Origin of the sequence: Streptomyces sp. NPDC005551 (assembly GCF_042871785.1) — a bacterium.
Classification (GTDB): Bacteria; Actinomycetota; Actinomycetes; order Streptomycetales; family Streptomycetaceae; genus Streptomyces.
In genome coordinates, this window is record NZ_JBIAJE010000014.1 from 85126 (window position 1) to 99892 (window position 14767).

12 protein-coding genes are annotated in these 14767 nt (G+C 73.6%); 2 read left to right on the top strand and 10 right to left on the bottom strand.

Features of this window, described 5'->3' with window-relative positions:
• Positions 1-3: 3 nt before the first annotated feature.
• Complete coding sequence (locus ACFYP4_RS31450; RefSeq protein WP_388790070.1) at positions 4-2310, top strand: MMPL family transporter; 2307 nt, start codon at positions 4-6, stop codon at positions 2308-2310.
• 35 nt (positions 2311-2345) lie between these two features.
• On the opposite strand, the gene ACFYP4_RS31455 is transcribed toward ACFYP4_RS31450, so the two are convergent.
• Together ACFYP4_RS31455 and fmt are read right to left on the bottom strand one after the other, a co-directional pair.
• Entirely contained in the window at positions 2346-3776 is a 1431-nt protein-coding gene (locus ACFYP4_RS31455) for a transcription antitermination factor NusB (protein WP_358852682.1), read from the bottom strand.
• 98 nt (positions 3777-3874) lie between these two features.
• The gene (gene fmt, locus ACFYP4_RS31460; RefSeq protein WP_388790073.1) at positions 3875-4807 is read right to left on the bottom strand and encodes a methionyl-tRNA formyltransferase; all 933 of its coding nucleotides are present in this window, start codon (positions 4805-4807) and stop codon (positions 3875-3877) included.
• Positions 4808-5187: 380 nt separating this feature from the next.
• Between fmt and ACFYP4_RS31465 the strand changes: the two genes are divergently transcribed.
• Positions 5188-5730, top strand: a complete 543-nt coding sequence (locus ACFYP4_RS31465) for a hypothetical protein (RefSeq protein ID WP_388790076.1) — start codon at positions 5188-5190, stop codon at positions 5728-5730.
• Positions 5731-6179: 449 nt separating this feature from the next.
• Here ACFYP4_RS31465 and ACFYP4_RS31470 read toward each other — a convergent pair whose 3' ends face one another.
• From ACFYP4_RS31470 to ACFYP4_RS31505, 8 genes are all read right to left on the bottom strand, one after another.
• On the bottom strand, positions 6180-8327 hold the full coding sequence (locus ACFYP4_RS31470; protein WP_388790079.1) for a primosomal protein N': 2148 nt from the start codon (positions 8325-8327) through the stop codon (positions 6180-6182).
• A gap of 138 nt (positions 8328-8465) precedes the next feature.
• On the bottom strand, positions 8466-9674 hold the full coding sequence (metK, locus tag ACFYP4_RS31475) for a methionine adenosyltransferase (RefSeq protein ID WP_358852686.1): 1209 nt from the start codon (positions 9672-9674) through the stop codon (positions 8466-8468).
• 228 nt (positions 9675-9902) lie between these two features.
• Positions 9903-11117, bottom strand: a complete 1215-nt coding sequence (coaBC, locus tag ACFYP4_RS31480; RefSeq protein ID WP_358852687.1) for a bifunctional phosphopantothenoylcysteine decarboxylase/phosphopantothenate--cysteine ligase CoaBC — start codon at positions 11115-11117, stop codon at positions 9903-9905.
• 148 nt (positions 11118-11265) lie between these two features.
• On the bottom strand, positions 11266-11538 hold the full coding sequence (rpoZ, locus tag ACFYP4_RS31485; RefSeq protein ID WP_019059732.1) for a DNA-directed RNA polymerase subunit omega: 273 nt from the start codon (positions 11536-11538) through the stop codon (positions 11266-11268).
• Positions 11539-11576: 38 nt separating this feature from the next.
• Positions 11577-12134: a guanylate kinase gene (gene gmk, locus ACFYP4_RS31490; RefSeq protein ID WP_388790084.1), complete on the bottom strand. Its 558-nt coding sequence runs from the start codon at positions 12132-12134 to the stop codon at positions 11577-11579.
• Between the two features lie 38 nt (positions 12135-12172).
• Positions 12173-12496: an integration host factor gene (locus tag ACFYP4_RS31495; protein ID WP_010988268.1), complete on the bottom strand. Its 324-nt coding sequence runs from the start codon at positions 12494-12496 to the stop codon at positions 12173-12175.
• 278 nt (positions 12497-12774) lie between these two features.
• Complete coding sequence (pyrF, locus tag ACFYP4_RS31500; protein WP_358852689.1) at positions 12775-13617, bottom strand: orotidine-5'-phosphate decarboxylase; 843 nt, start codon at positions 13615-13617, stop codon at positions 12775-12777.
• On the bottom strand, positions 13614-14720 hold the full coding sequence (locus ACFYP4_RS31505; RefSeq protein ID WP_388790089.1) for a quinone-dependent dihydroorotate dehydrogenase: 1107 nt from the start codon (positions 14718-14720) through the stop codon (positions 13614-13616). Before ACFYP4_RS31505 ends, pyrF begins: the two co-directional genes overlap by 4 nt.
• Between the last annotated feature and the right edge of the window lie 47 nt (positions 14721-14767).

Sequence of the window (14767 nt, forward strand, 5' to 3'; positions counted from 1 at the left end):
GCCATGCCCGGCGCCGGTTGCTCCCCCCGGTCCGTACCCGGACCGGTCCGCGGGGGTCCGGGTCCGTCGTGCCGATGTCGCGCCATGGCCGGACATGCCGTGCCGGGCGGCCCACCGGCCCGGGACACGACTGCGGGGGTGGCCGTGACGGCGGGGAGGGAACGCCGGGTGCGCAGGGGAGCCATCGGGTTCGTGTGCGGACGGCGCAGCAAGTGGCTGATCGTCGGACTGTGGCTGGTGCTGCTCGTGGTCGCGGCGCCGCTCGCGACGAAACTGACCGGCGCCCAGGACAACGACGCGGCTTCCTGGCTGCCCGGCACCGCCGAGTCCACCCAGGTCCTGGACGCCTCGGAGGGCTTCAGGCCCGAGCAGATCCCCGCCGTCGTCGTGTACGCGCGCGACGGCGGCCTCACCGCGCAGGACAAGCAGCGGATCACCGAGGACGTCCGCGACATCAAGGCGCTCACCGCCCACGGCGTGCGCGGCGCCGAGACCCGCGGCCCCCTCTACAACGACCGGGCGGCGCCCGCTGCCGCCGAGATCTTCGTGCCGATCACCATGGACGAGAAGGGATGGGAGCGCATCGCGCCGGCCGTCGACTCGATCCGGGCCGAGACCGGCGAGGGCGGCGACGGACTGGCCGTGCACATCACCGGGCCCGGCGGCACCTCCGCCGACTTCTCCGCGGCCTTCGAGGGCATCGACTCGACCCTGCTGTTCTCCGCGATGGCGGTCGTGATCGTGATGCTGCTGCTCACGTACCGCAGCCTCACGCTGATCTTCGTCCCGCTGATCGCGGTGGTCGTCGCGCTGTTCACCTCCCAGGCGCTGATCTACCTGCTGGCCGAGCACGCCGGTCTCACCGTGAACGGGCAGAGCGCCGGAATCCTCACGGTCCTCGTCTTCGGAGCGGGCACGGACTACGCGCTGCTGCTGGTCGCCCGCTACCGGGAGGAGCTGCGCCGCCACGAGGACCGCCACGAGGCGATGGCCCTGGCCCTGAACCGGGCGGGTCCCGCGGTGCTCGCCTCGGGTGCCACGGTCGTCCTCGGCATGCTGGTGCTGCTGGCCGCCGAGATGAACTCGACCCGCGGTCTCGGCCCGGTGGCCGCGATCGGCGTCGCCGTCGCCCTCCTCGCCATGATCACGCTGTTCCCCGCCCTGCTGCTGGTCTTCGGCCGCTGGGTCTTCTGGCCGTCCGTCCCGCACTTCGGTTCCGCCGACCCGACGTCGCACGGCGTCTGGGCCCGCATGGGCCGCCGTATCTCCCGCGGTCCGCGCGCCGTCTGGGCCGGCACCGCCCTCGCGCTCGCGGTGCTCTCCCTCGGTCTGCTGCAGCTGCGCGCCGAGGGCATCGGCAACGCGGACGCCTTCACCGGGAAACCGGACTCGATCGCCGGCCAGGAGGTGTCCGCGCGGTACTTCCCGGCAGGGAGCGGCGACCCCCTGGTGATCGTGGCGGACGAGACCAGGAACGCCGAGGTGCGCGGCGCGGTCGCGCGCACGGAGGGGGTGGTGCCCGGCAGCATCACCGTGCCCGCCGGGACCGCGGCGTCGCACGACGGCAGGGTCCTCTTCGAGGCGACGATGTCCGCCCCGTCCGACAGCGAGGCGGCGAAGCAGACGGTCGAACGGGTACGGGACGCCGTGCACGCCGTACCGGGCGCCGACGCGCAGGTGGGAGGCGGCACCGCGGCCCTGCTCGACATGGACGCGGCCACGACCCACGACAACCTGGTGATCATCCCGGCGGTCCTGCTGGTCGTCCTGCTGATCCTGATGCTGCTGCTGCGCGCGGTGGTGGCGCCCCTGCTGCTGATCGGGACCGTCGTGCTGTCCTTCGCGGCGGCGCTCGGGGCCAGCGCGCTCGCCTTCCGCCACCTCTTCGACTACGCGGGCGAGTCGACGGACTTCCCGCTGTTCGTCTTCGTCTTCCTCGTGGCTCTCGGCATCGACTACAACATCTTCCTGAGCACCCGCATCCGCGAGGAGGCGGCCCGCCTGGGCACCCGCGCGGGCGTCGTGACCGGACTCGCCGCGACCGGCGCGGTCATCACCTCGGCGGGCCTGGTCCTCGCGGGCACGTTCGCCGCGCTCGGCACCCTGCCGATGGTCGCCTTCGCCGAGATCGGCTTCGCGGTCGCCCTGGGCGTCCTGCTGGACACCTTCATCGTCCGCTCGGTCCTGGTGACGTCCCTGTTCCTGGACGTCGGCCCGAAGGTGTGGTGGCCGCACCGCCTGGCCCGGGAGGACCCCGGGAACCCTCCGCCGCCGGCTCCCGGGGAACCGGCGTCACGACCGGACGGCTGACCGCACGGGAGGGGGCACGGGAAAGGGGCTGCCGGTCACGCCGTCCGGCGGATCAGGGCCAGATACATGGCGTCCGTCCCGTGCAGATGCGGCCACAGCTGTACGTCGGGGCCGTCGCCGAGCGCAGGTACGTCCGGCAGGAGCGGGCGGGCGTCGAGCAGCTCGGCGGAGCCGTCGTAGTGCTTGAGCACGTCGTCGACGACCGCGCGGGTCTCGGCGAGGTGCGGCGAGCAGGTCGCGTAGCCGACGACGCCACCGATCCGTACGGAGTCGAGCGCCGTGCGCAGCAGCCCGCGCTGCAGCGGCGCGAAGCCCTCCAGGTCCGCGGGGCGGCGCCGCCAGCGGGCCTCGGGACGGCGGCGCAGGGCACCGAGCCCCGTACAGGGCACGTCCATCAGTACGCGGTCGAAGGTGCCGGGGCGCCACGGCGGGCGGGTGCCGTCGGCCGTGACGACCTGGTACGGCCCGGGGTTGCCGGCGAGTGCCCTGGCGACGAGACCGGCCCGGTGCGGCTGCTTCTCGGCGGCGAGCAGCACGGCCCCGCGTTGGGCGGCGAGCCCGGCGAGCATGGCCGCCTTGCCGCCGGGACCGGCGCAGCCGTCGAGCCACTTCTCGTCGGGCCCGTCGAGCGGCGCGTTCGCCAGGGCGAGTGCCACCAGCTGGCTGCCCTCGTCCTGGACGCCGGCGCGCCCCTCGCGCACGGCGTCGATGGCCCCGGGCTCGCCGCCCTCGGTGAGCCGCACGGCGTACGGCGACCAGCGGCCCGGCAGCGCGTTCTCCTCGCCGAGCGCGTCGAGGAGTTCACCGGCGCTGGAACGGCCGGGCCGGGCGACGAGGGTGACCTCGGGCCGTTCGTTGTCGGCCTCCAGCAGGTCCTCGATGCCTGCGCGGCCACCCCCGAGGGCGTCCCACAGGGCGGAGACGATCCAGCGGGGATGCGAGTGCACCACCGCGAGGTGGGCCTCCGCGTCGTCGTCGTAGGGCGGCGCGACCCGCTCGAGCCAGGCGTCGAGATCGTCCTGGGCGATCTTGCGCAGCACGGCGTTGACGAACTTCGCCCGCCCGTCGCCGAGCACGACCCGGGCCAGCTCCACGGAGGCGGAGACGGCGGCGTGCGTCGGGATCCGGGTGCCGAGCAGCTGGTGGGCTCCGAGGCTGAGCACGTCGAGGACCGGGGGGTCGACCTCCCGCAGCGGCCGGTCGACGCAGGCCGCGATGACGGCGTCGTACGTGCCCTGCCGGCGCAGCGTCCCGTACACCAGCTCGGTCGCGAGCGCCGCGTCCCGCCCGTCGAAGCCGCCCTTCTCCCGGGCCTTGCGCAGCAGCGGCGGCAGGACGAGGTTCGCGTACGCGTCCCGCTCGTCCACCGCGCGCAGCGCCTCGAAGGCGAGGATGCGCACGGGGTCCTTCTGAGGACGACGGTAGGGCTTGCCCGGCCTGCTCGGCCGACGGGACTGCTCACTCACGGGAAAGGTGCTCCGGATCCGGGAAAAGGTGCGCCTCTCAGCGTACGCCGCACGAAGCACCGGGACTTCGGCCGCCTCCCCCGGCCGCCCGCCTCGCGTCAGGACCCGAGCCGCTCCCCGGAGGGGATGCGGACCCCGCGGGCCCAGTCCGCGGCGCGCATCGGCTTCTTGCCCTGCGCCTGGACCCAGAGCAGTTCGACGGCGTACGAGCCGGTGCCGACGTGCACGTTGTTCTTGCCCACGGCGAGCTCACCGGGGGCCAGGTCCGTGCGCTCCAGGGCCGGCGCCACCTGGATCAGCTTGAGGCGCTCGCCGCGGAACAGGGTCCACGCGCCGGGTGCGGGAGTGCAGCCACGGACGACCCGGTCGACGCGCAGAGCCGGTGCGGACCAGTCGACGTGCGCGTTCTCGACGGTGATCTTCGGGGCCACGGTGACGCCGTCGGCGGGCTGCGGTACGGCCTTGAGGGCGCCGTCCTCGATCCCGTCCATGGTCGCGGCGAGCAGCCCGGACCCGGCGAAGGCGAGCCGCGTGAGCAGGTCCCCGCTGGTGTCGGTGGGGCGGATCTCCTCGGTGACGGTGCCGTAGACGGGTCCGGAGTCCAGCCCCTCCTCGATCAGGAAGGTGGACGCGCCGGTGATCTCGTCACCGGCCATGATGGCGTGCTGCACGGGGGCGGCACCCCGCCAGGCCGGCAGCAGCGAGAAGTGCAGGTTGACCCAGCCGTGTGCCGGGATGTCCAGCGCGACCCGGGGCAACAGGGCGCCGTACGCCACCACGGGGCAGCAGTCGGGCGCGATCTCCCTGAGGCGCGCCAGGAACTCCTCGTCCCGCGGCTTCGCCGGCTTGAGCACCTCGATGCCGGCGTCCGCCGCTCGCTCGGCGACGGGGCTCGCGACGAGCCTGCGGCCCCGCCCGGCCGGCGCGTCGGGCCGCGTCACGACGGCGGCGACCTCGTGCCGCCCGGAGGCGAGCAGGGCGTCCAGGGCGGGAACGGCGACCTCGGGGGTACCTGCGAAGACGAGCTTCATGGGTGGCGGCTGGCCTCTCGGGCGGAAGTTCGGAACGGCCCGCACGTTGCCGGCGAAAGCGGTGCGGTGCGGGGCGGCGCACCAGTCTATGAGCCCGGCCGCCACCGGGTGCGGCGAACCCCCGTCCGCCGGTCGCACGGCCCCGCGGGGCGGGGGCGAACCCCCGTCCGCCGGTCGTACGGCCCCGCGGGGCGGCGGGCCCCGGAGGCGGTACCCCGCCCCAGGGGGCGTGCGTCGCGGTGCGCGCCCCGTGCATATGCCCCTACGCCCCTACAGCGTGACCACTCACCCCGTAACGCGTTGTCAAGAAAGAGTTGACCCCAGGGGCCGCGGTCGTGGCCCTCTTCCTTTTCTGCTCCGCCGGTTCGAGAGGCTTGTTCATGGCCGACCACGCAACCCACGACGCCCAGGCTCGGGCCAGCCTGCACTTGCTGGTGCGGGACATCGAGCGGGTCCGCCGGCAGGTGGACGCACTGCGCACGCTCACCGCCCAGCTGGGCAACGTCTACCGTCCGCGCCGCTCCGGCCCGTCCACGGGCTTCGTCGTCTACGGACGCGCCCCCGCACCGACCGTCCGGCTCGCCCAGGAGCTGCGGGACAGCGTCGAGACGCTGGTGACGGCCGCCGTGGACTTCGACCGCTCGCTGGGCTTCTCGTGGGACGCGGTGGGCTCCGCGCTCGGCGTCACCAAGCAGGCGGTGCACCGGCGGTACGGTGCCCGGCGCGCCGCGGCCCAGGCAGCGGCGGAGGCCGAGCGCGCGACCGAGCCGTCGACCGCCCGCACGGTCGCCGTCACCACCGGCATCCCCTCCGTGCCCACGGTGCCCGCGGCCCGCTCGATGCCGACCCAGCCGACGGCGGGCAGCTCCACCCTCCGCGAAGAGGTCAGGCCGACGGCCTTCCCGAGCCCGCGCAACGGCTGACCCCGCCGCCTCCCGGCCCGCTCCCGGGAGGCACCCCCGCCTCCGGACACGTGCCCGGACCGAGCGCCCGGCCACGGGAGCACCGGCCCCTCCCGCCCGCCGCGGGACTGCCGGCCCCGGACTCCCCGGTGGCCGACCCACTCCGCCACCCGTGCGCTGTCCCGACCACCGACCTGGCGGTACCCGCCCTCCGGTCCGTGCGCCGGCCGCCCGTCAGCCCTCGCCCGCGACGCCCGGCCGCTGTCGGCCCGGCAGCGGCGCGACGCCGGCGGCGCTCGCCAGGAAGGTTGCCGCAGACGCCCGCGGCCGGCACGGCGACCAGCCCCGGCGGTCGGTGTCGCGTCCCGCAGACGGCCCTTGCGCCAACGCCGCACAGCGGTCGACGGAGACACGGACAAAACGGCACCGGCACCGACACCGACACCCACAGACCGCCTCGGCGTCGGCGTTCAGCCGATGTCCAGCGGGTCGATCCGGATCCGTACGGGCTCGCTGCCGCCACGAGCCATCCGTGCCGCCTGCGCGGTCTTCAGCGCGGTGGCCAGCGCCGCACCACTGCCCGGGGGGACCCGGATCAGCACCCGCTCCCAGTGCTCGCCGGGAGGCGGCCCCCCGACCCGCCGCGGACGCCCCGCCTGGGTGAAGGGCACCGGAACGGGCCCCAACACCTCGGCGTCACCCGGGAGTCGCACACCGGCGAGAAAGCCGGCCAGGCCCTCGGCCGTCCCGGAGACCGCGGCCATCCGGGACACCGGCGGAAAGCCGAGCTCGGCCCGCTCGGCGAGTTCACGCACCGCGTGCCCCACGGGGTCCCACCGGACAAGTGCCTGCACGGGCCGCAGCGTCGGCTCGGCCACGACGACCACCGTCCCGCCGTCCCCCTGGGGCCGGACGAGGGCCGCCGCTCCTGTCCACCGCCGGAGTGCGTCCTCACCGGCCCGCAGGTCGGGCCGGCCGAGCATGGCCCACCCGTCGAGCAGCAGCGCGGCCGCGTACCCGCCCTCGGCGACGGGCTCGGCGCCGGGCGTGCTCACCACGAGCGCGGGCGCCCCGGACACCGTGTCGAGGACCTGCTCCCGCCCCGACGTCCGGACCGGAACGGCCGGAAACGCCCGCCCCAGCTCCTCGGCCGTCCGCCGCGCCCCCACCACCTGAGCCCGCAGCCGGAACCCCCCGCACTCGGGACAGTGCCACGCGGCCTCCTCCCGGCCGCACCACCCGCACCGCAGGGCCGCGGCCTCCTGAGCCTCCAGCGGCCCGGCGCAGTGCCGGCACCGCGCGGGCGCCCGGCACTGCGCGCAGGCCATCCGCGGCACGTACCCGCGGCGCGGCACCTGCACGAGGACGGGGCCGTGCCGCAGCCCCTCGCGGGCGACCTGCCAGGCGAGGGTGGGCAGCCGTGCGGCCCGCGCGGCCTCGTCACGGGCGAGGTCCCCGTCCCCCACCGTGCGCACGAGGGGCGCGCTCGCCCGTACCTGGTCCCGCTCGGCGGCCAGCGGCAGCGCCCAGCCGCTCTCGACGAGCTGCGCGGCCTCCACCGTGCAGCTCCAGCTCCCCAGCAGGAAGCCGCACCTGTCGCGGGCGGCCCGCAGCTCCAGCACCTCCCGCACGTGCGGGAAGGGCGCGTTGTCGTCGCCGTGCGCCGCATCACCGTCGTCCCAGACGACCACGAGCCCGAGATCCCGTACGGGCGCGAACATGGCGGCCCGGGTCCCCACCACGGCACGCACCGCCCCCCGTCGGACGGCGAGCCACTCCCGGTACCGCCGCTCCTGGCCGGCGTCGGCGGTCAGCACCGCGTGCTGCCCCTCCCCCAGCAGGGCGGTCAGCGCCGCGTCCACCCGCGCGGCGGGCCGCCCGGCCGGTACGACGACCAGGGCCCCCCGTCCGGAGGCGAGCGTCGCCCCCACCGCCCGCGCGATCTCGTCGGCCCACTGCGGCCCGGGCAGCGCGGTCCACACGGCGCGAGGTGCCCCGCCCGCGGCGAGGGCACCGAGGAACTCCGCACCCCGCCCGTACCGCGTCCAGGTCCCCGGGTCCGGGGCGGCAGGCGGGGGCGGTGGCTCGGGCAGTACGGCCGCCTCCGCGCGGGCGTGCCGGGGCGGCACCGCCAGCTGCAGCACGTCCGCGAGACTGCCCGCGTAGCGGTCGGCGACGGCCCGGGCGAGGCCGAGCAGGTCGGGCCCGAGGACCGGCTCCGGCGACACCACCTGGGCCAGCGCGGCGAGCGGGCCCGAGTAGTCCGACTCGGCGACCCGCTCGACGAGGAACCCGTCGATCAGACTGCCGCCCTCGCGCCGCCCGCCGCGCACCTGGCGCCCCCCGGCGCCGAACCGGACCCGCACCCGCACCCCGGGCCGGGCGATCTCGTCAAGCTCCTTCGGCACGGCATAGTCGAAGTACCGGTCCAGGTGCAGCACGCCCTTGTCGACGACGACGCGTGCGACGGGAAGCTCCTCCGCCAGGGCGGCCCCCCGCCAGGTCCGCGGCTTCGCCTTCGGCACCTCGGCCTTGCGCACGGCGTCCCGGACCAGCGCAAGCTGCTCGGGCGGCGCTCCGTCCGCCACCCCGTCCGCCCGCCCGTTCTCGCTGCTCACGCCTGCATTCCTACCAGACCCCACCGACACCGCCGCCACGTCCCGGACACCCCCCGGACCCGTCCGGCGCCGCGCCCGTGACACACGAAGGCCCGGCCTCCCGAAGGAAACCGGGCCTCGTGACCGTGCGGGTGCGGGCTACAGCCCCGCGGCCTTGCGCAGCGCGTCCACCCGGTCCGTGCGCTCCCACGTGAAGTCGGGCAGCTCGCGGCCGAAGTGGCCGTACGCGGCGGTCTGGGAGTAGATCGGGCGCAGCAGGTCGAGGTCGCGGATGATGGCCGCCGGGCGGAGGTCGAAGACCTCGGTGATGGCGGTCTCGATGCGCTCGGCGTCGACCTTGGCGGTGCCGAAGGTCTCGACGAAGAGGCCGACGGGCTCGGCCTTGCCGATGGCGTAGGCGACCTGGACCTCGCAGCGGGTGGCCAGACCCGCGGCGACCACGTTCTTCGCGACCCAGCGCATCGCGTACGCGGCGGAACGGTCGACCTTGGACGGGTCCTTGCCGGAGAAGGCGCCGCCGCCGTGGCGGGCCATGCCGCCGTACGTGTCGATGATGATCTTTCGGCCGGTGAGGCCGGCGTCGCCCATCGGGCCGCCGATCTCGAAACGGCCGGTCGGGTTCACCAGGAGGCGGTAGCCCTCGGTGTCCAGCTTGATGCCGTCGTCCAGGAGTGCCTTGAGCTCCGGCTCCACGACGAACTCGCGGATGTCGGGGGCGAGCAGCGAGTCCAGGTCGATGTCCGAGGCGTGCTGGGAGGAGACCACGACGGTGTCCAGGCGGACCGCCTTGTCGCCGTCGTACTCGATGGTGACCTGGGTCTTGCCGTCGGGGCGGAGGTAGGGGATCGTCCCGTTCTTGCGCACCTCGGACAGCCGCCGGGAGAGGCGGTGCGCGAGGTGGATGGGGAGCGGCATCAGGTTCGGCGTCTCGTCCGTCGCGTAACCGAACATCAGGCCCTGGTCGCCCGCGCCCTGCCGGTCCAGCTCGTCGTCGTCGCCCTCGACCCGGTTCTCGTACGCCGTGTCGACGCCCTGCGCGATGTCGGGGGACTGCGAGCCGATGGACACGGAGACGCCGCAGGACGCGCCGTCGAAGCCCTTCTTGGAGGAGTCGTAACCGATCTCGAGGATCTTGTCGCGGACCAGCTGGGCGATCGGCGCGTACGCCTTGGTCGTGACCTCCCCGGCCACGTGCACCAGGCCGGTCGTGATCAGCGTCTCCACGGCGACCCGGGACTTCGGGTCCTCCCGCAGAAGGGCATCGAGAATGGTGTCGCTGATCTGGTCAGCGATCTTGTCGGGGTGACCCTCGGTGACGGACTCCGAGGTGAACAGGCGACGGGACACAACGCTCCCTGTGGTTGCAGCGGCTGCTGGCTGATCATTGTTGGACGGGACGGGGGCTGCGCCCGGCGTCGTCCGAGAACAGTTTATCGGTCGCGCTCGTCCGCGGGCCCACCCGTCTCGCCTCTCGGGAGCGCTGTGACCTGCGGCACGGGCATTCTGCCCGCTGTGGATCGCTCTCCGCCAGGGTCGCCACGCCGAATTCGGGGTGGCGTGCGGTACCGGAGGGAGCTATTGAGACAGTCGGCCGAGTCGTTCGGCCGCCAGGTCCCACACGGTATCGGCCAGGGCCTCTTTGGGCCCGTGGGGCACCGGGGTCTCACTGCCGTCCGCGCCGAGCACCACGGCCTCGTTCTCCTCGGAGCCGAAGGTCTTGCGCTCCCCCACCTCGTTCACCACGAGGAGGTCGCAGCCCTTGCGCTCCAGCTTCCTCCGGCCGTTGGCGAGGACGTCGTCCGTCTCGGCCGCGAAGCCCACAACCACCTGGCCCGCGCGGGCGCGGTCGGCGGAGATCTCGGCGAGGACGTCCGGGTTGCGGACCAGGACGACCGGTTCGGGCTCCTGTCCGTCCTTCTTCTTGATCTTCCCGGCCGCGTAGGCCGCGGGGCGGAAGTCGGCCACCGCCGCGGCCATCACCACGACGTCGGCGTCGGCGGCCGCCTTCAGCACGGCCTCGCGCAGCTGCACGGCGGTCCCCACCTGGACGACGTCCACTCCCGCGGGGTCCGGCAGCCCGGTGTTCGCGGAGACGAGCGTGACCCTGGCGCCGCGCGCCGCCGCGGTGCGGGCGAGGGCGTACCCCTGCTTGCCCGAGGAGCGGTTGCCGAGGAAGCGGACGGGGTCGAGCGGCTCGCGCGTGCCGCCCGCGCTCACGACGACGTGCCGGCCGGCGAGGTCGGGCTCGGTCACACCGCGGGCGAGGACCCGACGGCAGACCTCGAAGATCTCCGTCGGGTCGGGCAGCCGGCCCTTGCCGGTGTCGACGCCGGTGAGGCGGCCGACGGCCGGCTCGATCACGACGGCTCCCCGGCGGCGCAGCGTGGCCACGTTCTCCCGGGTGGCCGGGTGCTCCCACATCTCGGTGTGCATGGCGGGGGCGAGGACGACCGGGCAGCGGGCGGTGAGCAGGGTGTTCGTGAGGAGGTCGTCGGCGAGGCCGTGGGCGGCCCTGGCGAGCATGTCGGCGGTGGCGGGCGCGACGACCACCAGGTCGGCGTCCTGTCCGATGCGGACGTGCGGGACCTCGTGGACGTCGGACCAGACCTCGGTCGAGACGGGGTGGCCGGAGAGCGCGGACCAGGTGGCGGCGCCGACGAAGTGCAGGGCGGACGCGGTCGGCACGACCCGCACGTCGTGGCCCGACTCCGTCAGCCTGCGCAGCAGCTCGCAGGCCTTGTACGCGGCGATGCCGCCGCTGACGCCCAGAACGACCTTCGGCTTGCCCACCAGGGTCTCCCCGCACTCGGAAAACGTTCGACGCACTCGGAGGAGTACGACTCCATGCTGCATCACCGCGCGGGGACGGCTGAGGCGCCCCCGACACACCTCAGGCCCGGCAGTCGCGCTGCCGGGCCTGGGATGAGCGAACGGACGGTCAGGTCGCGGGGCCCTCGACGGCCTCGGACGTGAGAAGACCCGCGTTGATCTCGCGCAGGGCGATCGAGAGCGGCTTCTCGTGGACGTGGGTGTCCACGAGGGGACCGACGTACTCGAGGAGACCCTCGCCGAGCTGCGAGTAGTAAGCGTTGATCTGACGGGCGCGCTTGGCGGCGTAGATCACCAGGCTGTACTTCGAGTCGGTGGCCTCGAGGAGCTCGTCGATCGGAGGGTTGATGATGCCCTCGGGAGCGGTGATGGAAGAGGACACGCTCTGCCTTCCGAAAGGTGGGATGAGATCAGTGAAGATCACACAACGTTCATCAAGGCTAGCAGCTCGCGCGCCACGTCCTCGACGGAGGTGTTGACCAGGGTGACGTCGAACTCGGACTCGGCCGCCAGTTCGATCTTCGCCGCGGCCAGGCGGCGCTCGATCACCTCGGGCGGTTCGGTGCCGCGTCCGGTGAGCCTGCGCACCAGCTCCTCCCAGGAGGGCGGGGCCAGGAACACCAGTTGGGCGTCCGGCATGGACTCGCGGACCTGTCGGGCTCCCTGGAGGTCGATCTCCAGGAGGACCGCCTCGCCCGCCTCCAGCCTCTCCAGCACGGCGGCCCGCGGAGTGCCGTAGCGGTTGCCGGCGAACTCGGCCCACTCGAGCAGCTCGCCGTTGGCGATCAGCTTGTCCATCTCGTCGTCGGTGACGAAGAAGTAATGGACCCCGTGCTTCTCACCGGGGCGGGGCTTGCGGGTCGTCGCCGACACCGAGAGCCAGACTCCGGGGTGTGCCTTGCGCATATGAGCGACGACCGTGCTCTTGCCGACCCCGGAGGGGCCGGAGAGCACGGTCAGCCGCGAACGTTCACTCATGCAGCGATTATCCAGGTTCTCAGGAGTGCCTGAGAACGTCAGCCGGCAGTGCTGCCGAACTCGCGCTCCAGGGAGGCGATCTGGTTGGAGCCGAGACCCCGCACTCGGCGGCTCTCGGAGATGCCGAGCCGCTCCATGATCTGCTTGGCGCGGACCTTGCCCACGCCCGGCAGGGACTCCAGGAGAGCGGAGACCTTCATCTTGCCGATGACATCGTTCTCCTGACCCTGCTTGATGACCTCGTGGAGCGAGGCGCCGGAGTGCTTGAGTCGATTCTTGACCTCGGCCCGCTCCCGGCGAGCCGCGGCGGCCTTTTCGAGCGCGGCTGCGCGCTGTTCAGGGGTAAGGGGCGGAAGAGCCACGCCTACGTCACCTCGGATGTCAACTGTCGGATACGGACCGGTGCGGAACCTAGTGCCCCACACCTGGGGAGTTATGGGCAACACGCTCGCCCGATCTCCCCCGCCTGCCTTTGTGGAATGCGGGAGGAGCTCCCACTCGACGGAGACTAGCGGGCAAGTCCGCCGGAGTCAGCGAGAACAGCGGAAAAGTCCTGGTCAGCCTCCGTCGGGCCCGGCATTCCCGACATTACGCCCCGAATTTGAGGATGCATCCAGACGCGGGACCCCCCTCGAGCCGCTCAGACGGTCGCCACGGCCGCCCTGATCTCCTCGGCGAAGCGCTCCGCGGACCCCCGCAGGGCGCTCACATCGGGACCGTGGCGCAGCACACCCCGGCTCACGTTCGGCACGACCTGACGCACGGCCGCGCCGAAGACGCCCGGGAGACCGGCCGGCGTGGCCCCCTGGGCGCCGATGCCGGGCGCGAGGAGCGGGCCGTTGATGTCCAGGTCGTACGAGGACAGATCACCGAGCGTGGCACCGACGACCGCCCCGAAGGATCCCAGCGGCGTCTCTCCCGCGTTCTCGGCGGCGAGGTGGGCCAGCATGGTCGCGCCGACGTCCCGGCCGTCGGTACGGACCGCGTGCTGCACCTCGCCGCCCTCCGGGTTGGAGGTGAGGGCCAGGACGAACAGCCCGGCACCGTTCTCGCGCGCCAGCTCCACGGCCGGCTGCAGCGAGCCGTAGCCGAGGTACGGGGACACGGTGAGGGCGTCGGAGAAGAGCGGGGCGTCCTTGCGCAGGAAGGTCTCCGCGTACGCGGCCATGGTCGAGCCGATGTCGCCGCGCTTGGCGTCCATCACGACCAGGGCCCCGGCGGCCCGCGCCTCCTCGACCGACTTCTCCAGGACGGCGACGCCGCGCGACCCGAAGCGCTCGAAGAACGCGCTCTGCGGCTTCAGGACGGCGACCCGGTCGGCCAGGGCCTCCACGACGGTGCGGCTGAACCGCTCCAGGCCCGCGACGTCGTCGTTCAGTCCCCAGTCGGTGAGCAGCGAGACGTGCGGGTCGATACCGACGCACAGGGGGCCACGGTCGTCCATGGCCCGGCGCAGACGTGCGCCGAAGGGCTCCAGGGTCATGCGGACTTCCTCACGTCGGCGCCGACGGCGTCGGCGAGGGTGGCGTACGGGCTCGTCCGCAGCCGCGCGGCGAGACCCTTGTGGACGGCGCGCCCCCAGAAGGGGCCCTCGTAGATGAAGGCGCTGTATCCCTGGACCAGGGTGGCGCCGGCCAGGATGCGCTGCCAGGCGTCCTCGGCGCTCTCGATGCCGCCGACGCCCACCAGGGTGATCCGGTCGCCCACGCGCGCGTAGAGGCGGCGCAGCACCTCCAGGGAGCGTTCCTTCAGCGGGGCGCCGGACAGTCCGCCGGTCTCCTCGACGAGGGCGGGGCCGGACCGCAGGCCGAGTCCCTCGCGCGCGATGGTGGTGTTCGTGGCGATGATGCCGTCCAGACCGAGTTCGACGGCGAGGTCGGCGACGGCGTCGACGTCCTCGTCCGCCAGGTCCGGCGCGATCTTGACCAGGAGCGGCACGCGGCGGTCGGTGACCGTCCGGTCGGCGGCCTCGCGGACGGCGGTCAGCAGCGGGCGCAGCGCCTCGGTGGCCTGGAGGTTGCGCAGGCCGGGCGTGTTCGGCGACGAGACGTTGACGACCAGGTAGTCGGCGTGCCGGGCGAGCCGCTCGGCCGACTTCACGTAGTCGCCGACGGCCTCGGCCTCGGGGACGGCCTTGGTCTTGCCGATGTTGACGCCCACGACGGTCCGGAAGACGGGCGTGCGGCGGGCCAGTCGCTTGGCGACGGCCGCCGAGCCGTCGTTGTTGAAGCCCATGCGGTTGATGAGCGCCCGGTCCGGCACGAGCCGGAACAGACGCTTGCGCGGATTGCCGGGCTGCGGTTCGCCGGTGACCGTGCCGATCTCGACGTGGTCGAAGCCGAGCATCGACATGCCGTCGACGGCCACCGCGTTCTTGTCGAAGCCGGCGGCCAGGCCGAAGGGCCCGTGCATGCGCAGGCCGAACGCCTCGGTGCGCAGTTCCTCGTACCGCGGGGCGAGCGCGGCGGCGACGAAGGTCCGCAGGCCGGGCACGCGGACGGCGAGACGGATCCAGCGGAAGGCCAGGTGGTGCGCCTGCTCCGGGTCCATGCGCCGGAAGACCAGACGGAAGAAGAGTTTGTACATGTGTCAGTGTCCTCATGAAGAGGGGGACACCGTTTCCGGTGTCCCCC